The following is a 22,399-nucleotide window of genomic DNA, read 5'->3' on the forward strand; positions in this document are numbered from 1 at the left end:
GTTCCTCCTACTCTTCCGATAGCCATGTTCGCAACAGCTTTGCAAATTCGTCTGGCTTTTCTTTCGCTAATTTTTCTAGTTGCTTACGGCGCATCGTCGATTCCGTTTCGTTCTCTTCATGGATATCTGGAATTTCTTGAACCATAGGCTCCAGAATATCTTCCTCTTCTTCCTCTTCTTCCTCTTTACGTCTGCGCCACAATAAGATGAGCAATGCAATAAGAAGAACAAGGCCAATTCCACCGACGATGTATACCCACATTGGAATCGTCTGTTTTGGTTCCGTAAATGTTGGTTTTCCGTTAAATTTCTGAACAGAAACAACGATGCGATTTTGAATATCCTGATCGGTTAATGTTTGGCCATCTTGCTTATTAATCGATGTTCTGACAATCGTTCCTAATATTTTTTGAATATCATCGATCGTTTGCTGTGACAAAGAGTTTGGATTTTTCGGGTTTGGCGGCTCAACCATTACTTGAATGCCTAAATCACGAATTTTATATGGACTTTCGACGATATGTTTTTTGATCTTATTCACTTCGTTATTAATCGTTTCCTCGGTTCGCTCATAATCTCCATTTGTCTCGCTTGCTCCAGCCTGATAGCTTGGCACTTCGTTTTCTCCCGTACCGGCCACGCCGCCCGGCTGCACGCCTTTCCCAGAGTATGTCTCTTTAATACGTTGCACGCTGACGGCAATGCCTTCGTTATTTTTTTCATCAACCGGAGCAACAAGGTTTTCTTCCCGGTTTTCCTGCGTAAAGTCCACATCAGCCGTTACGGATACAACGACTTTATCCTGCCCCATCATTGTTCCTAACATTTGCTGTACTTGCCGTTGAATATCTCGTTCAATTTGTTTTTTAATTTCTTGCTGTGTGGCAAACGTTGTGCCTGTCGAAAAATTTTCGTTATTTTTCAAATCAAAATACTCAAAAAACTGATTCATAATGACGATATTATCTGTAGGAAGGTTAGGAACACTTTTAGAAACAAGATGGTACAACGCCCTAATTTGCTGATCGCTAAATTGATATCCCGGTTTTGTTTTTAACACGATCGAAGCCGATGCCTCGCCTTGGTCATCGGAAGCAAACACGCTCGGCTGTGGAAGATTAATCATTACTTTTGCGTCTTCTACACCATCGATGCTTTTAATTAAATTTGCCAGCTCATTTTGCATTGCTTCGAGTTTGACAACATTAAACTCGTTATCCGTCATTCCGAAGCTTGCATTTTTTCCAAAATAAGAATAATCAATGGTGCCGCTGTTTGGAATTCCTTCTGCCGCTAAATCAACTTTTAACGAGTTTACTAACTCTTTTGGCACTTTAATCGTGGTGCCGTTATCCGCTACTTCCGATTTGATTCCCCGCTGGTCGAGCGTTGCTTTAATTTGCCCCGCTTCCTGTGGCGTTAAGTTGCTATATAACGGCGCAAACTCTGTTCTTGTCGCAAAATATATAGCTACGCCGGTTATAAGCAAGAAAAGAACGAGGCTGGCAATGGCGATCCATTTTTGTTTTTTTGTTCTCTCTTTCCAAAATAAGGTGAATCGGCTTAGCCATTCTTTTAATTTGTTGCTCATACTATTCCCCCGATTATTTCACAATCCATATGCTATATTTGCATTCTCATCATTTCTTGATATGCCTCAATCACTTTGTTGCGCACTTCTAATGTAAGTTGTAAGGAAATGCTCGCTTTTTGCGAAGCGATCATCACCTTGTGTAAATCAACGTTTTCCCCTTTTACAAGCTTCTCTGTTAATTGGGAAGCTTGCAATTGCTCGTCATTCACTTTATTCAGCGCATCTTTCAAAAAAGTGGAAAACGCCTTTTGCACATCAGCTGGTTTTGTCGCTTGTGAAGCAACGTTTGTCGCCTCTGAAAACAAAGAGCGATGAATTCCTTGTATCATCATCTATATCCCCTTTATTTTTTTACTTTCCGATTTCTAATGCTTTCATTAACATTCCTTTCGTCGCATTAAAAACCGTTACATTTGCTTCATATGACCGTGTTGCACTCATTAAATCGACCATTTCTTTTAACGGATCGACGTTAGGAAGGCGAACATATCCGTTAGGGTCTGCGTCAGGATGAGAAGGATCGTAAACGAGTTTAAAAGGAGTTTGATCCTCCATAATTTTTGTTACTTTCACTCCGTTACCAACAGATGAGCGGCTATTCATCGCAGCTTGCAAATATGTAGAAAATCCTTCTTGACGCGGTTCCATCACAACGAATTTGCGTCGATACGGTTCCCATTGTCCATTAACCAATCGAGCGTGAGTCGTGTCGACATTAGCCATATTGGAGGAAATTACATCCATGCGTAACCGCTGCGCCGTAAGCGCAGACGCTGTTATATCTAAACTTTGAAAAATAGACATAATTATTTTCCTCCCTTAATGACCGTTTTTAACGTTGTGAACTTTCCGTTCAATTGCTCGACTAAAGCGTTGTAATAAATTTGATTTTCTGCCAAATATGACATTTCTTGATCAATATCGACATTATTTCCATTATGATTGTATACTACATTGGTCCTTGACGTCACGAGAAATTTGTTTGTCATTTGACGGGTAAACGGAAGATGTTTCGGATTTGTTCGCTTTGCTTCTAGCGGTTGAAGCGCTCGGTCTAGTTCTGCCCGAAACCGCACTTCTTTTGCCTTATAATTGGGCGTGTCTACATTGGCGATATTGTTTGCAATCACTTTTTCCCTTAATGACGCATAATCCAGCCCTTGCTCTAGCATCATAAATGTACGCGAAAACAGTGACAAAGGTATCCCCTCTTTTATCCTATTTTTTCGACAATATATGCTAATATTCATTTTACGAGAATGAAAAAATATTGTATAGCCGGAAGATTGTACTATTTTTTTCATCCTAAATAGAAAAAAAGACGAAATTTGTCTATGTCTGTCGTTTTTATATTATTGTAAATGTACTAAAATCGCTGGCCAAACAAATGTTTTGACATATAAAAAACCGGCCTAAAAGCAAGTCTGCTTTTAGGCCGGTTTTCTTATTTTATTAACTGGATTTTAATTTTTCTAGTTCTGTTAAAAACTTATCATTTAACACTTTAATATATGTTCCTTTCATACCGAGGGATCGTGATTCAATCACACCGGCGCTTTCTAGTTTACGAAGAGCATTTACGATAACAGAACGAGTAATGCCGACACGGTCAGCAATTTTACTTGCGACAAGCAACCCTTCTGTACCGTCTAGCTCTTCAAAAATATGTTCGATCGCTTCTAGTTCGCTATAAGAAAGCGAGCTGATTGCCATTTGTACGACCGCTTTGCTGCGTGCTTCTTCTTCAATTTCCTCCGCTTTCTCACGCAAAATTTCCATGCCGACAACCGTTGCGCCATACTCTGCTAGAATGAGATCATCATCGTGAAATTCACGATCCAATCGCGATAAAATAAGTGTTCCGAGCCGCTCGCCGCCACCATTGATCGGCACAATTGTCGTCAAACCTGTTTTAAATAAATCGCGATTTTCCACTGGAAACGCGGTATATTCGCTATTAATATCAATGTTAGGAGACGTTTCTGTAATGTTAAACAGATTTTTCGTATACTCTTCTGGAAATTGACGTTCTTCTAACATTTTTTTCATTCTCTCATTTTCAATCGATTGCTTAATCGCAAAGCCGAGCAATTTACCGCGACGGCTCACAACGAATACGTTTGCTTCAATTACCTCACAAAGCGTTTCTGCCATTTCTTTAAAGTTTACCGGTTTTCCCGCTGCTTTTTGCAGCATTGCGTTAATCTTTCTTGTTTTTTGTAATAAATTCATTTTTTCATTCTCCTCCTCATTTAATGTTACAAAATGAATTCACTCAAATCTTTGTTTTTGACAATGTTGCCTAGTTTTTGTTCGACATACTGAGGTGTAATGACTACTTTATCTAGCGTAATATCCGGAGCTTCAAACAATAAATCTTCAAGCAGCTTTTCCATGATCGTATGAAGGCGTCTTGCTCCGATATTATCGGTTGTCTGATTCACTTCAAAGGCGACTTCGGCGATCTTACGAATAGCATCGTCAGAAAATTCAAGATTTATACCTTCCGTCGCAAGAAGCGCCTTATATTGTTTAATAAGAGCATTATCAGGCTCTACTAATATTTTTACGAAATCGTCAACTGAAAGTTTCGTTAGCTCGACACGAATCGGAAACCGGCCTTGCAACTCTGGGATTAAGTCGGACGGTTTTGCCATATGAAATGCTCCGGCAGCGATAAACAATATATGATCTGTCTTAACAGGGCCGTATTTCGTCATAACGGTGGAGCCTTCAACAATTGGCAAAATGTCGCGTTGCACTCCTTCTCTCGATACATCCGCTGAAGAAGCGGCTTGCCCGCTGCGCGCAATTTTATCGATTTCATCGATAAAAATGATGCCAGACTGTTCGGCAAGACGTATTGCTTCCTGTGTTACTTCATCCATGTCGATTAACTTCTGCGCTTCCTCATTCGTAAGCACTTTACGCGCTTCTCTTACTTTTAATTTGCGTTTTTTACGGCGCTTCGGAATGAGGCTGCTTAGCGCGTCTTGCATATTCATTCCCATTTGCTCAATGCCGGCCCCTTGCAAAAAGTCAAAAAACATCGGCTGTTGTTCTTCTACTTCGATTGTCACCATTTCATCTTCCAGCTGACCGTTCGCCAGCTGCCAAGCGACTTGTCTCCGTTTTTGTTCGATGTGATCGTCTTCATACGTTTGATTTGTATCTTGCTGCGATGTTTGCGCTCCACCGAATAATAGTTCAAGAGGGTTTTTCATCGTTTGTTTTTGCTTTCCCGGCACTAATAACTCAACAAGCCGTTTATTCGCTTGCTGTTCAGCGCGATCTTTCACTTCGTTCATTTTCCGTTCTTTTACTAATCGAACGGACGTTTCCACAAGATCGCGCACCATCGATTCGACATCGCGGCCGACATATCCAACTTCCGTAAACTTTGTTGCCTCCACTTTGACAAACGGAGCGCCAACCAACTTCGCCAACCGTCTGGCGATTTCCGTTTTTCCGACCCCTGTCGGACCGATCATTAAAATATTTTTCGGGACAACTTCATCCCGTAATTTTTCATCAAGCAAACTGCGGCGATAACGATTTCTTAGCGCAATCGCAACTGCTTTCTTCGCTTCCTTTTGCCCAACGATAAATTGATCAAGCTTTTCGACAATTTGCCGAGGCGTTAATGCTTCTGACACCGCTGTCCCTCCTCTCTTTTTATAGTTCTTCCACAATAATATGGTCATTCGTATACACACAAATATTTGCGGCTATTTCTAGCGCCGCTTTGGCAATCTCTTTGGCCGATAGCTGATCTCCTGCGTATTGTTTTAATGCACGTCCTGCCGCTAGCGCGTAATTTCCGCCAGAACCGATCGCTAATATTCCGTCATCCGGTTCAATGACTTCACCAGTTCCTGATACGAGAAGCAAATGGCGTTCATCCATCACGATTAGCATTGCCTCTAAGCGCCGCAATACTTTATCGCTGCGCCATTCTTTTGCTAATTCCACAGCGGCGCGCGGCAAGTTCCCATTAAATTCTTCTAGCTTTCCTTCGAACATCTCAAATAATGTAAACGCATCTGCGACCGATCCGGCAAATCCTGCTAACACTTTTCCTTGAAATAATCTCCGTACTTTTTTCGCTGTATGTTTCATCACCACTGCATTGCCAAACGTTACTTGACCGTCTCCTGCCATCGCAGCCTTTCCATTATGATGAATCGCAAAAATCGTCGTCGCGTGGAACTGTTCCATCGCTATCCATCCTCCTTTTTGCTCGCGGCAGAGTTATGCTCGCGGATGCGTATGTAAATAAATATGGCGCAGCCGGTCTTTCGTTACATGGGTATACACTTGTGTTGATGAAAGATGCGCATGTCCAAGCAATTCTTGAACTGTACGCATATCGGCCCCTTCATTTAATAAATGAGTCGCAAACGTATGTCTCAGCACGTGTGGGCTAATATTTTGAGTAAGCGCCGCTTTTTTTACTATTTCATCCAAAATATAACGCACTCCCCGAGGTGTTAACGGATTGCCGCGGGCGTTGACAAACAAATAAGCATGAGCGCTTTTTGCTTTTTGCAAAAGCTCACGCCGTCCATGATGAATGTAACGCTCCAACGCTTCTTTGGCAAAACGGCCAAACGGGACATAACGCTGTTTATTCCCTTTCCCATGAATCAAAATGGTGGAAACAGAAAAATCGATATCAGAAAGTTGAATGTGACAACATTCACTAACACGGACGCCCGTCGCGTAGAGAAGCTCAAGAATCGCTTGATTGCGTTGGCCGATCGCTGTATTAACATCATTGACATAAAAAAGGCTTTCTAATTCCTGTTCATATAAAAAATTAGGAATTTTTTGTTCTTTTTTCGGAAGTGCAGCGAGCGCAAACGGATTTTCTTTTACCTTTTTTTCCCGCAGCAAAAACTTATAGAAGCTTCGCAAACTAGAAATTTTCCGTGAAATGGAACGGCTTGACTGTTTTTGTTCATACAGCTTTGTTAAATAGAGACGAACATCATTATACGTTACTTCATGCAGATGATGAATCCCTTGTTCATTCATAAACTCGAAAAACTGTTCTACATCTCGTTGGTAACACACAATAGTATATTGTGAATAATTTTTCTCGATTTGTAAATATTCTATGAACAATTTTAACGCAATTTTCGAATTTTCCATTTTTCCCACCTCACAAGGGCTACTAAATAGTAACATATATTAGTAGCCCTTGCAATCATTTTTTATAAAATTCTGAATTGTATCCAATGCCCGTTGCGCGTATCGTTCATTGCGGCGCTGTTTATCTTTGATTTTTTCTTCTAGAGGTGCAAACAAACCGAAATTAGCATTCATCGGCTGAAAATGATTTGGATTCGTCGACGTAATGTAATGCGCCATGCTGCCAATCGCTGTTTCACGCGGAAAAACAACAAGTTCTTGCCCTAATACAAGCCGCGCTGCGTTAATTCCTGCGACAAGCCCCGATGCTGCTGATTCCACATACCCTTCGACACCGGTCATTTGTCCAGCAAAAAATAAATCGTCACGTTCTTTATATTGATACGTTGGCCGCAATAATTTTGGCGAGTTGATAAACGTATTGCGATGCATCACGCCATAGCGGACAATTTCCGCATTTTCTAGCCCCGGAATAAGACGAATTACTTCTTTTTGCGGGCCCCATTTCAAATGTGTCTGGAATCCGACAATATTGTAAAGCGTACCTGCCGCATCATCTTGCCGAAGCTGAACAACCGCGTATGGACGCTTTCCGGTACGCGGGTCTTCCAAACCAACCGGTTTCATCGGCCCAAATAGAAGCGTCTTTTTCCCTCGCCGCGCCATTACTTCAATCGGCATGCAGCCTTCAAAATAAATTTCTTTTTCAAACTCTTTTAATGGAACCGTTTCTGCGGAAATGAGCGCTTCGTAAAAGCGGTCGAATTCTTCTTCCGTCATCGGGCAGTTGATATACGCAGCTTCGCCTTTATCATAACGTGATTTGACATATACTTTATCCATATTAATGCTTTCTTTTTCGATGATTGGAGCAGCGGCATCGTAAAAATATAAATATTCTTCTCCCGTTAGCTCTTTTAGCCGCTCGGATAATGCTTTAGACGTTAATGGCCCTGTTGCGATAATCGTTGGGCCAGACGGAATTTCTGTCACTTCTTCACGAATAACGGTCACATTCGGATGCCCTTGGACAAGATTGGTTACGCGCGCGGCAAACTCATGCCGGTCTACAGCAAGCGCACTTCCCGCCGGAACAGAGCATTCATCTGCTGCCTTCATAATGACAGAATTCAAGCGGCGCATTTCTTCTTTTAATACGCCGACTGCATTTGTTAATGAATTAGCACGCAACGAGTTGCTGCAAACAAGTTCCGCAAATTTATCTGTATGGTGAGCAGGCGTTTGCTTCACCGGTCTCATTTCGTAAAGGCGGACATGGATGCCGCGGTTGGCAAGCTGCCATGCCGCCTCACTGCCTGCCAAACCTGCGCCAATGACATTTACCGTTCGTTCGTTCACCATATATTCCTCCTTTATTTGTCAAGATTGTGGTGCTTCTTCGTAATCACATGCCGTACATTGCACTTGCACGCCTTTTTTCAGTTTCTTTTCCACTAGCAAGCCGTCGCATTTCGGGCAAGGGCGGGCAAGCGGTTTATCCCACGAGACGAAATCGCATTGTGGAAAACGGTCGCAGCCATAAAAAATCCGCTTTTTCTTACTGCTGCGCTCCACAATATTTCCTTCGCGGCATTTCGGACATTTTACCCCGATTTCCTTAACGATCGGCTTTGTATTGCGGCATTCCGGGAAATTGGAGCAGGCGACAAATTTGCCGAATCGCCCCATTTTATATACCATTGGGCTTCCGCACACTTCGCAGTCGACTCCCGCCGGCTCGTCTTTAATCTCGACTTCTTTCATTTCCTTTTCCGCGGTTTGCAGCCGCTTTTCAAATTCCTGGTAAAATTCGTCGACCACTTTCACCCATTCTACTTTTCCTTCCTCGATTTCATCCAAATTTTTCTCCATTTTCGCTGTAAACTCCACGTCAATGATTTCTGGGAAAAACTCTAACATTAGTTCTAACACGATTTCTCCAAGTTCTGTTGGAACAAAACGTTTATTTTCTAGCACGACATAGTTTCGTTTTTGAATCGTATCAAGCGTCGGCGCGTACGTAGACGGCCGGCCGATGCCAAGCTCTTCTAGCGTTTTCACAAGCCGCGCTTCCGTATAGCGAGGAGGCGGCTGAGTAAAATGCTGCTTTGGTTCAATATCTTTGCTGAAAACAGTTTCCCCTTCCTGCAAATCCGGAAGAAGGCGATCTTGTTCATCCGTTTGGTCATCCGTTCCCTCTACATACACTTTCATAAAACCAGGAAATTTTACTTTCGAGCCGCTTGCCCGAAAGATCACCCCTTCATTTTCAAGTTCAATGCTCATCGTATCTAACAGTGCGGCTGCCATTTGGCTTGCGATAAAACGTTCCCAAATTAACTTATACAACCGAAATTGATCGCGGGTTAAATATGGCTTTACCTTTTCCGGGTCGCGAAATGCAGATGTCGGACGAATCGCTTCATGCGCATCTTGCGCATTGGCATTTTTCTTTTCTTTTCGCTTTTCTTGTGCGACAAATTCTTTTCCAAACGTCGCTTCTATATAAGATAGTGCCTCTTGCTGTGCGCTTTCTGATACTCTTGTCGAGTCTGTACGCATATAGGTAATTAAGCCGACCGTTCCTTCACTGCCAAGATCAATTCCTTCATATAGCTGCTGGGCGATCATCATCGTTTTCTTCGTTCGAAAATTAAGCTTGCGCGCTGCTTCTTGCTGCAAGGAAGACGTCGTAAACGGCGGCACTGGATTTCGTTTCCGCTCCTTTTTTGCCACCGATGTCACCGTAAAGTGGTTGCCGTTTATGCGTTGTAAAATCGCGGCAACGTCTGCTTCCTTTTTTAATTCAAGCTTTTGCCCATCCACTCCGTAAAAAGAAGCGGTAAACGTTTCATTTCCTTTTACAAATTCGGCTTGAATCGTCCAATACTCTTCCGGCTGAAATTGTTTAATTTCTTTTTCGCGGTCGATGATCAAACGCAGCGCTACAGATTGAACACGCCCCGCGCTCAATCCTTTCTTCACCTTTTTCCAAAGAAGCGGGCTAATGTTGTATCCAACCAGCCGGTCCAACACTCGGCGCGCTTGCTGCGCGTCAACAAGATTCATATTGATCGGACGCGGATGTTGAAATGACTCTTTAACTGCATCCTTCGTAATCTCGTTAAATACAACGCGGCAGTCGGAATGAATATCAAGGTCGAGCATATTGGCTAAATGCCAAGCAATCGCTTCCCCTTCGCGGTCCGGGTCTGCGGCAAGAAACACTTTTTTTGCTTTTTTCGCTGCTGTTTTTAATTCTTTAATGATTGGCCCTTTACCGCGAATCGTAATATACTTTGGCTCATAGCCGTTATTTATATCAACGCCCATTTGGCTTTTTGGCAGATCGCGAACATGTCCCATCGAAGCTTTTACTTTATATTTTTTTCCTAAATATCGTTCGATCGTCTTCGCTTTCGCCGGCGATTCCACGATGACAAGATAGTCTGACATCAAACTTCCTCCCCTAACGAGGTAAATTTAAAATCTTCATTATTATTAATGATTCTTATGATATTTGTCAAACAAGATATGAAAAATTCTTGCATTGCTTTTATCAAATGTAGGAAAATTCCTCGAATATATCGTTTGCCGAATGAACTAATTTTGCTCCTTGCTGTATTAACATGTTTGGTCCTTTTGATTGTTCCAAAAAAATTGGACCAGGAACGGCAAACACCTCTCTTCCTTGCTCTAGCGCTAATAGAGCAGTAATTAATGAGCCGCTTCTCTCTTTCGCTTGTACGACGATCGTTCCAAGCGATATTCCGCTGATAATCCGATTGCGCAGCGGAAAATGCCATTTTTGCGGCCGCACATGCGGCGGATGTTCCGATAAAATAAGGTGTCCGCCCATTAATTGGTCTGCTAGTCTTTTATTTTGCCTTGGATATATATGTTCAAATCCTCCTGCGATGATCGCGATTGTATGTCCACCGTTTTCAATTGCCATTTCGTGCGCTAACGTATCGATTCCTATTGCGAGACCGCTTACGATTACCCAATCGTTCGCCACCAGCGGCGGAACTAGTTGCCGCAACGATTGTATCCCTTCTTTTGTCGGGTGTCTCGTCCCAACAATACTAATCATTTTGAATGACGACAAAAGACGAATATTCCCTTTTGCATATAGCACCCATGGGGGTTCGTATATATGTTTTAACAAAGGTGGATAGTCTGAGTCAAAAATTGTGATGACGTGGATATTTTTGTCCTTATATGTTTTTATCATACTTTCAATATGAGGGGAATGTAAATCTTGGAAAAATTGTGTATATTGCTGGGAGGATAAAGGAAGTCGCGTTCGCAATGCAGAAGATGGAAGGGTAAATACAGAGGAAAAGGTCGGATCGATTTCCAATAAGCGATGGATCGTTTTCCAGCCTGCCCCGCGGCAGTGGTGAAGATGAATAAGGCGCTCACGAACGGATGAATACATCGTATCTTCCTTTCTATCTCTATTTCTTTTCTGTTTTTGCACGGTTCCGATCATGAATCTGCCATAACGATGATAGAATTCGCCAATACCCAATAAAAATCGTCCCGCCTGAAAAACGATGCGGGACGATGCATTTTAATGCGTTTTGCATTTTTCGTAAAGGCCTTGTTCCTTCAAAACGGAAATTAATGTTTCGCCAATTACTGCAGGTGTTTCTGCCACTTTAATGCCGCATTCGTTCATTTTCTTAATTTTTTCTGCTGCCGTTCCTTTACCGCCAGAAATAATTGCGCCAGCATGTCCCATCCGTTTTCCTGGAGGCGCTGTTTGACCGCCGATAAAGCCGACGACCGGTTTTTTCATGTTCGCTTTTACCCATTCTGCCGCTTCTTCTTCCGCAGTACCGCCGATTTCCCCAATCATAATAACGGCATACGTTTCTTCATCTTCGTTAAACGCTTTTAATACATCAATGAAGTTTGTGCCATTGACCGGATCGCCGCCGATTCCAACCGCTGTCGATTGGCCGATGCCCGCTTGCGTCAATTGATGAACCGCTTCGTACGTTAACGTACCAGAGCGGGAAACGATGCCGACATGGCCTTTTTTATGAATGTAGCCTGGCATAATGCCGATTTTACATTCTTCCGGCGTAATGACGCCAGGGCAGTTTGGTCCGATGAGGCGAGTTTTCTTGCCTTCCATGTAGCGTTTTACTTTCACCATATCAAGGACAGGAATACCTTCCGTAATACAAACGACAAGGTCTAATTCTGCATCGACCGCTTCCATAATCGCGTCTGCGGCAAATGCTGGCGGAACGTAAATGACAGAAGCGTTTGCTCCTGTTTTTTCTACCGCTTCGGAAACAGTATCAAACACAGGTACTCCTTCGACTTCTGTACCACCTTTTCCTGGCGTGACACCGCCTACAATTTTTGTTCCGTACTCGAGCATTTGTTTTGTATGGAATAATCCTTGTGAACCCGTAATCCCTTGTACGATCACTTTTGTGTCTTTATTAATAAAAATGCTCACGTTTCTCCCTCACTTTCTTAACGTACTAGCTCCACGATTTTTTGTGCGCCGTCTGCCATCGAATCAGCAGCGGTAATGTTTAGACCCGATTCTTGCAAAATCTTTTTCCCTAGTTCGACGTTTGTTCCTTCGAGACGGACGACAAGCGGAAGATTGAGGCCGACTTGTTTTGTCGCTTCGACAATGCCGCTAGCGATCACGTCGCATTTCATGATGCCGCCGAAAATATTGACGAAAATGCCTTTGACGTTCGGGTCAGAAAGAATAATTTTAAACGCTTCCGTTACTTTTTCCGCGGTTGCGCCGCCGCCAACATCCAAGAAGTTTGCTGGTTCGCCGCCGTAATATTTGATGATATCCATCGTTGCCATTGCAAGGCCAGCGCCGTTTACCATGCAGCCGATATTACCGTCAAGCGCGATGTAGTTTAAATCATATTTGGATGCTTCAACTTCTTTCGGATCTTCCTCATCTAAATCGCGGTATTCTAAAATATCTTTATGACGGTACAGTGCGTTCGAATCAAAGTTCAGTTTAGCATCCAACGCCATTACTTTGCCGTCGCCGGTGACAACAAGCGGGTTGATTTCGGCGATCGAGCAGTCTTTGTCAACAAACACTTGGTAAAGCCCCATCATAAACTTGACTGCCTGATTGACAAGCTCCTTTGGAATATTGATGTTAAACGCTAAACGACGTGCTTGAAACGCTTGCAATCCTACCGCTGGGTCGATATATTCTTTAAAAATTTTCTCTGGTGTTTTTGCTGCTACTTCTTCGATTTCGGTACCGCCTTCTTCTGAGCCCATCAACACAACGCGAGAAGTTGCGCGATCCACAACGAGACCAATGTAATATTCTTTCTTAATGTCGCAGCCCTCTTCAATAAGTAAGCGTTTTACTTCTTTTCCTTCCGGGCCTGTTTGATGAGTAACAAGCACTTTTCCTAGCAGTTCGCTCGCATATGTACGAACTTCATCTAAACTTTTTGCTACTTTTACCCCTCCGGCTTTTCCGCGCCCGCCGGCATGAATTTGCGCTTTTACAACGCAAACAGGGCTTCCTAATTCTTTTGCCGCTTCTACCGCTTCCTCAACAGTAAACGCTACGCGGCCGTTTGGCACGCTAACGCCATAGCTTCTGAGGATTTCTTTTGCTTGATATTCATGAATATTCATGCGCCAACCTCCTATGTAAAAACTAAAAAAATTCTAGCGCTTTCATTTTATAATGATACTTTCTATATTGTCCACCATTTCGACACAAAATTAAAAAATTTCAAAAGGGAAAACCCCTTCAATCCCTTGATACAAGGGGATCTATTCTTTTTTTTACATGTTTGTCTAAACGATAAATAAACGCAAACAATTCAGCAACAAGATAGTACAAATCTTCAGGGATTGTTTCGCTTATTTCCAGTTCACTCAATAATTGGACGAGAGACGGATCTTCTTGTATAGGAATCCCGTGTTGTTTTGCGGCATCGATGATCGCTTCCGCTACATGCCCTTTTCCTTTGGCAACCACTACCGGAGCTTCATGTACATTCGAATCATAGGAAAGGGCCACCGCTTGTTTTTCTTTGTTTTTCATATACGGTAATCCACCCCGTTATAACGTTGTTGAAATACGATATCAATGGGCATTTTCTTTTGTTTAGACGTTTCGATTTTCAAAGCGGATAACGTATATCCATGCGCCTCTAGACGTTCTTTCAGCATAGGCTGAAACTCATTAGCAATGCGGAGTAAATGAGGATGATCATTGAAAATGGAAATGTGAACAATACGTTGTTGCACGCGCACGTCGACGACCGTTTCTTTTAATTTTTCGAGAAATAAGCAAAAAACGATATGGCAATAGTCTGGGTCGATTTTCCCATTTTTTTGTCTTTTTCCTTGCCAATGAATCGCTACATCCGTCCGTTGTTCTCCAATCTGAATCGGAATTTGCATAAATACATGTTGCAACGGTCCTTCGCCTTGGGATAATAGTTGCTGACCGGTAATATGATAAAGAAGCGTCTGTAACGTTTCTTTCAATACCGGTTCATGTGCGTTTTCTAACGCCTGCAAAAGAAGGGATTTTAAAGACGTTAGCGTCGTCATGGCAAGCGTTTTTGTTTCCAGCGCTCGGCGTATATTTGCTTCATACTGAAGCCCAAGCTTCTGAAACGACTTTTTTAATAGTTGAAAAATCGATAAAGCAATATCATCATCCGATCTTGTTAAAATAGCAGAAAAAAGCTGTTGTTCCTCATTGGAGAGAAAACCGTTCTCATAGGATGCATAAAGCGTTTGAAAATGTTTAAGAAATTGCTGCTCTTCAAATCCTGGAAATAACAGCTGTAAATGCTGCTCTATTTCGTGGAAGTCGCCATTCCTAATGGCAGTTTGGAATTTTTTTAATTGATCAGAATCTATGTTGTGTAACGGTAAACCTAACTTGTTCAATAATCGCTGCGCGATCTTTTGTTCAGGTTGTTGTAATGATTGAAGTAAATTGGAAAGAATGTCATAGGCGTTTTTTCGATCGGTTGTAATGTGCTGTAAATAGCGACGCAACGCTTGCAATGAATCTTTTTGCTGTTCCGTTGGCAAAGACGCCAGCAGTTTTTCCGTATATTGCAGCTGCTGAAAAAGCGGGGGATTGGTTTTTACCGCAAGCAATGAAAAGAAAACTTCTTTCGTCACCGGAAGACGATGGGCAAACATATAACGAAGCGTTTCCCACCCTTGTTCCGTATCTTCTAATTGCTCTGTCCATTGAGCGATTTTACTCATTTCTTCTTTCGCAACTGGTATTTTTTCTTGTAATACAAAGCGAAGAAAAGAATGCGCATCACGCGGCAATTTCCATTTTTGAATAAGATGCTGCGCCGCTTCATCGATGTTGAAAGAGAGCCCTCTCTCTCCATCTATTATTTTCCAATATATATTGTCATTTTCGGCTTTTACTTCGAATAAATAATAATTTCCCGCTTGTAAAGAAGCGCGTAATCTTGCAGTTACAATTTCATCCCCGACGCGCACATGAGCGATCTTTTCAGCTTCTCCTTGTATGCTCTCAATTTTTCCATAGACAACTTGTCCATGGCGAAAGCGGCCGCGCGTTGCATCGCTAGCTGGAAAAACCGGCAATGCTTTGTCGATGCGTTTGATCATATTCCTTTCCTTCTTTCTTCATTTCTATCATTTCTTTAATCGGAGAAAAAGAACGACGGTGTTCATCAATGGTACCGTACATGCGAATCGCTTCTAAATGCTGGGCAGTGCCATATCCCATATTTTTTTCAAATCCATATTGTGGATATTGCTTTGCGAGCTGTTTCATAAAATGGTCACGCGTCACTTTTGCAATGATGGAACTAGCTGCAATCGAAACGCTATTTGCATCTCCTTTTACAATGCTTTGTTGCGGTGTTGATATAGGCAGTGTCATTGCATCAATTAATAAATAATCCGGTTTCGGTGAAAGCTGCTCGACCGCTTTGATCATCGCTTTTTTTGTTGCTTCATAGATGTTCATTTCATCAATTTCCGCAGCTGTGACGACGCCAATGCCAATCGAAATCGCACATGATTGAATCATATGAAATAACTTTTCCCGCTTTGCTTCCGATAGCTTTTTCGAGTCATTTAATCCCGGAATGTACGCATCTTTCGGCAGCATGACGGCCGCGGCAACAACTGGACCAGCAAGCGGCCCTCGTCCCGCTTCATCGATGCCGGCTATATACTCGATTCCTTGTTCAAACAACTGCCGCTCATAGCGCGACATTTCCTGCCATTGTCTTTTTGCTTGTTCTTCTTGTTTTTTCTGTTTATACCAGCGAGCAACGAGCTTTTGTACGCTTTTTCGCTCATCTTGAACAATCTCTTTAAACAAGGGAGCATTCTCATCATCGATTTGCTGTAATAGAGTTTGTATTTCTTTTACAGTATATTTATTCATTTCTCCTGTCCCTCTCTTCTTTCTCTATACATTTTATCGGCATTGCAACAAAAAAATAAAGCCCGATTCATTTAGCGGGCTTTTATGGAGTTTCAAAACTCAATCTTCCTAATTTTTCCGTACGAATATCGTGAAGCACAATTTCGGATACTTTATCATAGTCAACGGCACCTCCGCTGACAAGACAGCCGCGCCGTTTGCCAATTGCATCAAACAATGCCACAATTTCTTCAGGAATATCATCAAGAGAATACCGCTCTTTTAATCGTTCTGGATAATGCTGTTTTAAAAAATTTAACGCATATACAGCAACATCTTGCAAATTTAAAATCGTATCTTTAATGGCCCCGGTTGTGGCAAGCTTCAGACCAACTTCCTCATCCTCAAATTTCGGCCATAAAATACCTGGTGTATCAAGAAGCTCCATTTCTTTGCCGACTTTAATCCATTGTTGCGCTTTCGTGACTCCCGGTTTATCCCCTGTTTTTGCAATATTCCTTCCAGCAAGACGATTAATTAGCGTAGATTTTCCGACATTCGGAATTCCAACAATGAGCGCGCGCATCGGTCGAGGATTTTTTATTCCTTTCGCCGCCATTTTAGCAAATTTGTCTTTCAACATCTCTTTCGACGCTGCCACAATTTGTTTGATCCCTGTGCCAGTTTGTGCATCGATCGCTAACGCGCGCAACTGCTGTTGCTTAAAATAAGCAATCCATTGTTGTGTAATCGCCTTATCTGCCATATCTGCTTTGTTTAATAAAACGATGCGCGGTTTATTGCCGAGAATTTCATTAATCATCGGATTTCTTGACGACATAGGAATACGTGCATCGAGCAATTCAAAAACGATATCGATTAGTTTCAGTTTTTCTTGCACTTCACGTTTTGCCTTCGCCATATGGCCTGGAAACCATTGAATCGTCATATGCATCACCTATTGCTTATTATTTCACAACGCGTGCATCAGAAAGCGGCCAATACACAATATTGGCTTTTCCGACAACTTTATCCATTGGTATAAATCCAATGTGACGGCTATCTTTACTAAAACGGCGATTGTCCCCCATAACGAACAAATAGCCTTTTGGCACTGTTTTTCGGCCGGTAAGTTCCTCTAAAGTAAACGGTTCGGTCAGCGGACCATCCACTACTTGTTTTTTATATTCGTCCAAGTACGGTTCGTCGTACGGTTTGCCGTTTACATATAACGTGTCGTTTTTATATTCAATATGGTCGCCCGGCAAACCGATCACCCGCTTAATATAGTCTTTTCCTTCTTCGGCATGAAAGACAATAATGTCGAATCGCTGCGGTGTGCCGATTTTATAAGAAAGTTTGTTGACAATCATCCGATCATGATTATGAAGAGTCGGCATCATCGATAGCCCGTCAACAATAATCGGCGCGAAAATAAAATAACGAATGCCGCCCGCGAGCAAAACGGCAATCACAATCGCTTTTAACCATTCCCGTAGTTCACTTCTTTTCTTTTCCATCATTCTCCCACCTAAATGATTTTTTATCTATTATGACACAATTACGGGTAGTGAAAAAAGGAGCTTGCAATCAAGCTCCTTTTTCTCCATTCATAATGTTCATTATTGAACGATTTCTTTAATGCGTGCTGCTTTACCACGAAGTTGACGTAAATAATACAATTTCGCACGGCGCACTTTACCGCGGCGAACAACTTCTAACTTCGCGATTTTCGGTGTATGCACTGGGAAAGTACGCTCTACACCAACACCGTAAGATACTTTGCGGACGGTGAATGTTTCGCTAATACCAGCACCGCGGCGTTTAATTACAACGCCTTCAAACACTTGGATACGTTCACGGTTTCCTTCGATGACTTTCACATGAACGCGCACCGTGTCACCAGGACGGAAATCTGGTAAATCTGTCCGCAATTGCTCTTTCGTAATTTCTTGGATTAAATGATGCATCATTTTCCACTCCTTCCAACAGATGTTCATGACAATGCTTATCCATCATTGCAGCGGAACATCGTTTTCCTCACTTAAGCAAATCACTTAAGTCACACAAAGAATATACTAGCATAAACTTGCATCATGCGCAATAGTTACCGCTCTTCTTTTTTCCACTCTTCGATCCATCGTTTTTGCTTTTCTGTTAATGGATAATTTTCTAGTAAATCCGGTCGGCGCAAAAACGTTCGTTTTAACGATTGTTTTTCACGCCATTCTTCGATGAGGCGATGATTTCCCGACAAAAGTACTTCTGGAACTTTCATGCCGCGGAAATCGGCAGGACGCGTGTAATGTGGGTGTTCGAGCAAGCCGGAACTAAACGAGTCATGAACAGGGGAAGCTTCGTTGCCAAGCACACCCGGAAGCAGCCGGACAACGCTATCGACGATCACCATTGCTCCTAATTCCCCGCCTGTTAATACATAATCCCCAATCGAGATTTCATCGGTCACTAAATATTCGCGAATTCGTTCATCATAGCCTTCGTAATGGCCGCAAATAAGCACTAAATGGTCCTCTTTCGCCAGCTCTTCCGCTTTTTTTTGCGTGTAGCGTTCACCTTGCGGGCAAAGCAAAATGATGCGTGGATGTTCGGAATGCTTTGTCACATGGGCAACTGCGTCAAAAATCGGCTGCGGCTTTAACACCATTCCCGCTCCGCCGCCGTATGGATAATCATCCACTGTTTTATGCTTGTTATCCGCGAAATCGCGAAAATTGATCACATTAAGCGAAACCGCCTTTTTCTCTTGTGCCTTTTTCAAAATCGACTCATTAAAAACTCCAGTAAACATGTTCGGAAATAACGTTAATATATCGATTCTCATCATTCGAGCAGCCCTTCCATTGGGCGAATGGTAATGGTTTTCGTTTCTACATCGACATTTTTTACAACGTCTTCTATATACGGAATAAGCACTTCTTTTCCGTTATTCCGTTTTACCACCCATACATCGTTGGCGCCCGGAGTTAAAATTTCTTTCACGGTTCCGATCGTTTCCCCTTCTTCTGTAACGACCGTACAGCCAATAATTTCATGGAAATAATATTCTCCTTCATCTAACTCGCCAAGCTGGCTCTCCGGCACCTTCAACATCGCCCCTTTAAACTTCTCTACAAGATTAATGTTGTCATATCCTTCAAACGCAAGCAAATCAAATGATTTATGAACACGATGGCTTTTGACGATTACTGCGACTGGTTCTTTCGATTTCTCCATAAAAATATATAACGTATTTCCTTTTTTATAACGTTCCTCTGGAAAATCAGTGCGGGAAATAACACGTACTTCGCCACGAATCCCATGCGTATTCACAATTTTTCCGACATTAAACCACTTTTCCATTCCATTCACCCCTTCTATCGAATTTCTTTGACGATTCCATCTTCAATAATAATGGCACGTTTGGAAATGACATTTTCCCACTTGTCACCGACCTCTACGTCAATGAGCGCTTGTACTTCCCGCTCTTTTAATTCGCTTCCTAACGGTAGGATATGTAATTGTTCCAACTGAAAATCAAGAAGTTTGATCTTTTCCATCCTTGCATCCATTTCTTTTGCAAAGTGCTGCTTTAGAAGGGAAGAAGAATATTTTCCTGTTTTTTCAAGCCGTTTCTGTTCGAAACGAAGCTGATCACATTCCCGCATGAGTTGTTGTTTTTGGGTTAAAAATGCCTCACGAAGCGCTTGTTTGCTCTTTTCCGTTACGATTTGCCGCACTTCTATCGTTTGAATAATTTTCATAATGTCACTCCTAACGGAAATGAATATAGAAAAAGGGAGAGGAAAATCACCCTCACCCTTTTTCTTTTACTTGCACGATCACACGTTTTGGCTGCTTTACTGCTGCAGCGTACACGACCGTGCGAATCGCATGAATCGTACGACCTTGCTTTCCAATCACTTTGCCGATATCTTCTTCGTGCACTGACACCTCATAAATGATTGTCCGTTCATCCTCGATGTTTGTCACGAAAACCTCTTCGGGATGATCGACAAGCGCTTGTACGATCGTTTCAATTAATTGTTTCATGTACACCACAGACATTATTTGCCGTATTTTAAGTTATGAAACTTCTCTAAAATGCCTTGTTTGGATAAAAGGTTGCGGACCGTATCCGACGGTTTTGCGCCGTTTTGCAGCCATTTAAGCGCAAGTTCCTCGTCGATTTTGATTTCCGCTGGTTCTGTAATCGGATTATACGTACCAATTGTTTCGATGAAACGTCCGTCACGCGGAGAACGAGAGTCCGCAACAACGATACGATAGAAAGGTTTTTTCTTCGCGCCCATGCGTTTTAAACGAATTCTTACTGCCATGTTATTTTAGCACCTCCGTAAATAGTTCACACAAGATAGTATATTAACAATAATTACGTAGTTTGTAAAGTTTTTTTTCTTAACACATCATTCCCTACATAAACGGGAATTTAAACCCTCTTTTCTTTCCTTTTGGCATATTTGTCATCATTTTCATCATCTTTTTCATTTCTTCAAACTGTTTTAAAAGCCGGTTTACCTCTTGCACGGATGTACCGCTTCCTTTTGCAATCCGCTTTTTCCGGCTTCCATTAATAATTTCCGGATGCATTTTTTCTTCTTTCGTCATCGAGCGAATAATCGCTTCAACGCGGCTAATTTGTTTTTCATCAATTTGTAAGTTGTTCAACCCTTTTATTTTATTCGCACCCGGAAGCATTTTTAAAATTTCATCAAGGGGGCCGAGTTTACGCACCTGCCCAAGCTGCTCTAAGAAATCTTCAAGTGTAAACGTAGCAGTGCGCATTTTTTGTTCGAGCTCTTTGGCTTTTTCTTCATCGACAGCGGCCTGCGCTTTTTCAATAAGTGTAAGCACATCACCCATTCCTAGAATGCGCGAAGCCATGCGCTCCGGATGAAACGGCTCGAGCGCGTCGAGCTTTTCACCCATTCCGACGAATTTAATCGGGGTGTTCGTAACCGCTCGAATCGAAAGCGCCGCCCCGCCGCGCGTGTCGCCGTCAAGCTTCGTTAAAATAACGCCGGTGATGCCAAGCTGTTCATGAAAGCTTTGCGCGACATTTACTGCATCTTGCCCCGTCATCGCATCGACAACGAGGAAAATTTCATCTGGCTTCGCTACTTCTTTCATTTGCTTTAATTCATCCATCAATGTTTCGTCAATATGGAGACGTCCGGCCGTGTCGATGAGCACATAGTCGTAATGCTCTTCTTTTGCTTTTTCGATGGCTTGTTTGGCAATTTCCACAGGGCTGACTTGATCGCCCAAGGAAAAAACGGGCATATTCAGTTGTTTTCCAAGCGTTTCAAGCTGTTTAATCGCCGCTGGACGATAAATGTCCGCCGCGACTAACAGTGGTTTGCGATTATATCGTTTCCGCAGCAAGTTCGCTAATTTCCCCGTCGTCGTCGTTTTTCCGGCACCTTGCAATCCAACCATCATAATGACGGTCGGCGGACGGCTGGCAACCGCAATTTTGCTTTGTTCGCCGCCCATCAGTTCGGTCAGCTCTTCTTTGACGACTTTAATGACTTGCTGTCCCGGCGTTAAGCTTTTTAACACTTCCTGCCCAACCGCGCGTTCGCTGACCCGCTTGACAAAGTCTTTGACAACTTTAAAGTTGACGTCCGCTTCAAGAAGAGCAAGGCGAACTTCACGCATCATTTCCTTAACATCCGCTTCCGTTACTTTTCCTTTGCCGCGGATTTTGTTCATCACGTTTTGCAAACGTTCGGATAATCCTTCAAACGCCATCTGTTTTCACCTCCTTATCATTCTAATTCTTCTAGTTCTTTAATCATATCGAAAAGTTGTTTGTCCTCTCCATATTTTTGTAAAACATAATCTTTTAGTTGGTTCATCAGCTGTTTTCGTTTTTGAAACTTCTGAAAGAGCGATAATTTTTTTTCATATTCTTCTAGCATCGCTTCGGTTCGCTTTATATTATCATAAACAGCCTGACGGCTGACTTCATACTGCTGGGCAATTTCACCGAGGGAGTAATCGTCTAAATAGTAAAGCGACATATAGCTGCGCTGTTTTGGCGTCAGCAGCGCTTGATAAAAGTCATACAAATAATTCATTCTCGTCGTTTTTTCGAGCATGAAACTCCCCCTTTTTTGTTAAGTGAAACACCTTTACAGATGATTAGTGTATCTTTTTTTATTATACATGTCAAGATTTTATCTTTACAAAAAAAGAGCTGGCTCAAAAAGACCCCT

The 22,399-nt window shown here is 42.4% G+C and carries 26 protein-coding genes; all 26 read right to left on the bottom strand.

Annotated features, from left to right (window positions below):
• Nucleotides 1-7: 7 nt before the first annotated feature.
• Complete coding sequence (gene fliF / locus QSJ37_RS05610; protein ID WP_285754280.1) at nt 8-1,591, bottom strand: flagellar basal-body MS-ring/collar protein FliF; 1,584 nt, start codon at nt 1,589-1,591, stop codon at nt 8-10.
• Between the two features lie 32 nt (nt 1,592-1,623).
• A complete protein-coding gene (gene fliE / locus QSJ37_RS05615) occupies nt 1,624-1,923 on the bottom strand; it encodes a flagellar hook-basal body complex protein FliE (RefSeq protein WP_081188589.1) in 300 nt (99 codons plus the stop codon).
• Between the two features lie 22 nt (nt 1,924-1,945).
• On the bottom strand, nt 1,946-2,398 hold the full coding sequence (flgC, locus tag QSJ37_RS05620) for a flagellar basal body rod protein FlgC (protein ID WP_062753402.1): 453 nt from the start codon (nt 2,396-2,398) through the stop codon (nt 1,946-1,948).
• Nucleotides 2,399-2,400: 2 nt separating this feature from the next.
• Nucleotides 2,401-2,793 (bottom strand): flagellar basal body rod protein FlgB, encoded by a 393-nt coding sequence (flgB, locus tag QSJ37_RS05625; protein WP_081188591.1) that lies wholly within the window; start codon nt 2,791-2,793, stop codon nt 2,401-2,403.
• 253 nt (nt 2,794-3,046) lie between these two features.
• Entirely contained in the window at nt 3,047-3,826 is a 780-nt protein-coding gene (gene codY, locus QSJ37_RS05630; protein WP_062753404.1) for a GTP-sensing pleiotropic transcriptional regulator CodY, read from the bottom strand.
• 26 nt (nt 3,827-3,852) lie between these two features.
• On the bottom strand, nt 3,853-5,250 hold the full coding sequence (gene hslU, locus QSJ37_RS05635) for an ATP-dependent protease ATPase subunit HslU (protein WP_062753406.1): 1,398 nt from the start codon (nt 5,248-5,250) through the stop codon (nt 3,853-3,855).
• A 19-nt stretch (nt 5,251-5,269) separates the two neighbouring features.
• Nucleotides 5,270-5,812, bottom strand: coding sequence for an ATP-dependent protease subunit HslV (gene hslV / locus QSJ37_RS05640; protein WP_015863438.1), 543 nt, complete (start codon nt 5,810-5,812; stop codon nt 5,270-5,272).
• A 33-nt stretch (nt 5,813-5,845) separates the two neighbouring features.
• Nucleotides 5,846-6,748 carry a tyrosine recombinase XerC gene (gene xerC, locus QSJ37_RS05645; RefSeq protein ID WP_285754281.1) on the bottom strand — a complete coding sequence of 301 codons (903 nt, stop codon included), beginning with the start codon at nt 6,746-6,748 and terminating at the stop codon, nt 5,846-5,848.
• A 39-nt stretch (nt 6,749-6,787) separates the two neighbouring features.
• Complete coding sequence (gene trmFO, locus QSJ37_RS05650) at nt 6,788-8,110, bottom strand: FADH(2)-oxidizing methylenetetrahydrofolate--tRNA-(uracil(54)-C(5))-methyltransferase TrmFO (RefSeq protein ID WP_285754282.1); 1,323 nt, start codon at nt 8,108-8,110, stop codon at nt 6,788-6,790.
• 18 nt (nt 8,111-8,128) lie between these two features.
• Nucleotides 8,129-10,204: a type I DNA topoisomerase gene (gene topA, locus QSJ37_RS05655; protein WP_285754283.1), complete on the bottom strand. Its 2,076-nt coding sequence runs from the start codon at nt 10,202-10,204 to the stop codon at nt 8,129-8,131.
• A gap of 103 nt (nt 10,205-10,307) precedes the next feature.
• Nucleotides 10,308-11,189, bottom strand: coding sequence for a DNA-processing protein DprA (dprA, locus tag QSJ37_RS05660; RefSeq protein ID WP_285754765.1), 882 nt, complete (start codon nt 11,187-11,189; stop codon nt 10,308-10,310).
• Between the two features lie 135 nt (nt 11,190-11,324).
• Nucleotides 11,325-12,227: a succinate--CoA ligase subunit alpha gene (gene sucD, locus QSJ37_RS05665; RefSeq protein WP_015863433.1), complete on the bottom strand. Its 903-nt coding sequence runs from the start codon at nt 12,225-12,227 to the stop codon at nt 11,325-11,327.
• A 17-nt stretch (nt 12,228-12,244) separates the two neighbouring features.
• On the bottom strand, nt 12,245-13,405 hold the full coding sequence (sucC, locus tag QSJ37_RS05670; RefSeq protein WP_285754284.1) for an ADP-forming succinate--CoA ligase subunit beta: 1,161 nt from the start codon (nt 13,403-13,405) through the stop codon (nt 12,245-12,247).
• A gap of 118 nt (nt 13,406-13,523) precedes the next feature.
• Nucleotides 13,524-13,820, bottom strand: coding sequence for an EscU/YscU/HrcU family type III secretion system export apparatus switch protein (locus QSJ37_RS05675; RefSeq protein WP_285754285.1), 297 nt, complete (start codon nt 13,818-13,820; stop codon nt 13,524-13,526).
• Complete coding sequence (locus tag QSJ37_RS05680; RefSeq protein WP_285754286.1) at nt 13,817-15,391, bottom strand: hypothetical protein; 1,575 nt, start codon at nt 15,389-15,391, stop codon at nt 13,817-13,819. Before QSJ37_RS05680 ends, QSJ37_RS05675 begins: the two co-directional genes overlap by 4 nt.
• Nucleotides 15,348-16,181, bottom strand: coding sequence for a ribonuclease HII (locus QSJ37_RS05685; protein WP_285754287.1), 834 nt, complete (start codon nt 16,179-16,181; stop codon nt 15,348-15,350). The genes QSJ37_RS05680 and QSJ37_RS05685 overlap by 44 nt, the downstream gene beginning before the upstream one ends.
• Before the next feature lie 82 nt (nt 16,182-16,263).
• Entirely contained in the window at nt 16,264-17,115 is an 852-nt protein-coding gene (gene ylqF / locus QSJ37_RS05690) for a ribosome biogenesis GTPase YlqF (RefSeq protein WP_483313579.1), read from the bottom strand.
• 13 nt (nt 17,116-17,128) lie between these two features.
• The gene (gene lepB / locus QSJ37_RS05695; RefSeq protein ID WP_285754766.1) at nt 17,129-17,680 is read right to left on the bottom strand and encodes a signal peptidase I; all 552 of its coding nucleotides are present in this window, start codon (nt 17,678-17,680) and stop codon (nt 17,129-17,131) included.
• 102 nt (nt 17,681-17,782) lie between these two features.
• Nucleotides 17,783-18,130 carry a 50S ribosomal protein L19 gene (gene rplS, locus QSJ37_RS05700; protein ID WP_285754767.1) on the bottom strand — a complete coding sequence of 116 codons (348 nt, stop codon included), beginning with the start codon at nt 18,128-18,130 and terminating at the stop codon, nt 17,783-17,785.
• A 137-nt stretch (nt 18,131-18,267) separates the two neighbouring features.
• Nucleotides 18,268-19,002, bottom strand: coding sequence for a tRNA (guanosine(37)-N1)-methyltransferase TrmD (gene trmD / locus QSJ37_RS05705; RefSeq protein WP_171698685.1), 735 nt, complete (start codon nt 19,000-19,002; stop codon nt 18,268-18,270).
• Nucleotides 19,002-19,520, bottom strand: coding sequence for a ribosome maturation factor RimM (gene rimM, locus QSJ37_RS05710; RefSeq protein ID WP_285754289.1), 519 nt, complete (start codon nt 19,518-19,520; stop codon nt 19,002-19,004). The genes trmD and rimM overlap by 1 nt, the downstream gene beginning before the upstream one ends.
• Before the next feature lie 14 nt (nt 19,521-19,534).
• Entirely contained in the window at nt 19,535-19,921 is a 387-nt protein-coding gene (locus QSJ37_RS05715) for a YlqD family protein (protein ID WP_285754290.1), read from the bottom strand.
• Nucleotides 19,922-19,973: 52 nt separating this feature from the next.
• Nucleotides 19,974-20,210: a KH domain-containing protein gene (locus QSJ37_RS05720; protein ID WP_041269849.1), complete on the bottom strand. Its 237-nt coding sequence runs from the start codon at nt 20,208-20,210 to the stop codon at nt 19,974-19,976.
• A gap of 14 nt (nt 20,211-20,224) precedes the next feature.
• Nucleotides 20,225-20,497, bottom strand: a complete 273-nt coding sequence (rpsP, locus tag QSJ37_RS05725) for a 30S ribosomal protein S16 (RefSeq protein ID WP_015863421.1) — start codon at nt 20,495-20,497, stop codon at nt 20,225-20,227.
• Nucleotides 20,498-20,591: 94 nt separating this feature from the next.
• Nucleotides 20,592-21,932: a signal recognition particle protein gene (gene ffh / locus QSJ37_RS05730; RefSeq protein ID WP_285754291.1), complete on the bottom strand. Its 1,341-nt coding sequence runs from the start codon at nt 21,930-21,932 to the stop codon at nt 20,592-20,594.
• 17 nt (nt 21,933-21,949) lie between these two features.
• Nucleotides 21,950-22,282 carry a putative DNA-binding protein gene (locus QSJ37_RS05735; protein ID WP_062753422.1) on the bottom strand — a complete coding sequence of 111 codons (333 nt, stop codon included), beginning with the start codon at nt 22,280-22,282 and terminating at the stop codon, nt 21,950-21,952.
• Between the last annotated feature and the right edge of the window lie 117 nt (nt 22,283-22,399).

Source organism: Parageobacillus sp. G301, from assembly GCF_030268025.1.
Classification (GTDB): domain Bacteria; phylum Bacillota; class Bacilli; order Bacillales; family Anoxybacillaceae; genus Parageobacillus_B; species Parageobacillus_B toebii.

Coding starts and splice junctions, on each gene's coding strand:
- fliF (WP_285754280.1), bottom strand. CDS start 1,591: ATGAGCAACAAATTAAAAGAATGGCTAAGCCGATTCACCTTATTTTGG.
- fliE (WP_081188589.1), bottom strand. CDS start 1,923: ATGATACAAGGAATTCATCGCTCTTTGTTTTCAGAGGCGACAAACGTT.
- flgC (WP_062753402.1), bottom strand. CDS start 2,398: ATGTCTATTTTTCAAAGTTTAGATATAACAGCGTCTGCGCTTACGGCG.
- codY (WP_062753404.1), bottom strand. CDS start 3,826: ATGAATTTATTACAAAAAACAAGAAAGATTAACGCAATGCTGCAAAAA.
- hslV (WP_015863438.1), bottom strand. CDS start 5,812: ATGGAACAGTTCCACGCGACGACGATTTTTGCGATTCATCATAATGGA.
- xerC (WP_285754281.1), bottom strand. CDS start 6,748: ATGGAAAATTCGAAAATTGCGTTAAAATTGTTCATAGAATATTTACAA.
- trmFO (WP_285754282.1), bottom strand. CDS start 8,110: ATGGTGAACGAACGAACGGTAAATGTCATTGGCGCAGGTTTGGCAGGC.
- topA (WP_285754283.1), bottom strand. CDS start 10,204: ATGTCAGACTATCTTGTCATCGTGGAATCGCCGGCGAAAGCGAAGACG.
- dprA (WP_285754765.1), bottom strand. CDS start 11,189: ATGTATTCATCCGTTCGTGAGCGCCTTATTCATCTTCACCACTGCCGC.
- sucC (WP_285754284.1), bottom strand. CDS start 13,405: ATGAATATTCATGAATATCAAGCAAAAGAAATCCTCAGAAGCTATGGC.
- QSJ37_RS05675 (WP_285754285.1), bottom strand. CDS start 13,820: ATGAAAAACAAAGAAAAACAAGCGGTGGCCCTTTCCTATGATTCGAAT.
- QSJ37_RS05680 (WP_285754286.1), bottom strand. CDS start 15,391: ATGATCAAACGCATCGACAAAGCATTGCCGGTTTTTCCAGCTAGCGAT.
- QSJ37_RS05685 (WP_285754287.1), bottom strand. CDS start 16,181: ATGAATAAATATACTGTAAAAGAAATACAAACTCTATTACAGCAAATC.
- ylqF (WP_483313579.1), bottom strand. CDS start 17,115: ATGCATATGACGATTCAATGGTTTCCAGGCCATATGGCGAAGGCAAAA.
- lepB (WP_285754766.1), bottom strand. CDS start 17,680: ATGGAAAAGAAAAGAAGTGAACTACGGGAATGGTTAAAAGCGATTGTG.
- rplS (WP_285754767.1), bottom strand. CDS start 18,130: ATGCATCATTTAATCCAAGAAATTACGAAAGAGCAATTGCGGACAGAT.
- trmD (WP_171698685.1), bottom strand. CDS start 19,002: ATGAGAATCGATATATTAACGTTATTTCCGAACATGTTTACTGGAGTT.
- rimM (WP_285754289.1), bottom strand. CDS start 19,520: ATGGAAAAGTGGTTTAATGTCGGAAAAATTGTGAATACGCATGGGATT.
- QSJ37_RS05715 (WP_285754290.1), bottom strand. CDS start 19,921: ATGAAAATTATTCAAACGATAGAAGTGCGGCAAATCGTAACGGAAAAG.
- QSJ37_RS05720 (WP_041269849.1), bottom strand. CDS start 20,210: ATGAAACAATTAATTGAAACGATCGTACAAGCGCTTGTCGATCATCCC.
- rpsP (WP_015863421.1), bottom strand. CDS start 20,497: ATGGCAGTAAGAATTCGTTTAAAACGCATGGGCGCGAAGAAAAAACCT.
- ffh (WP_285754291.1), bottom strand. CDS start 21,932: ATGGCGTTTGAAGGATTATCCGAACGTTTGCAAAACGTGATGAACAAA.
- QSJ37_RS05735 (WP_062753422.1), bottom strand. CDS start 22,282: ATGCTCGAAAAAACGACGAGAATGAATTATTTGTATGACTTTTATCAA.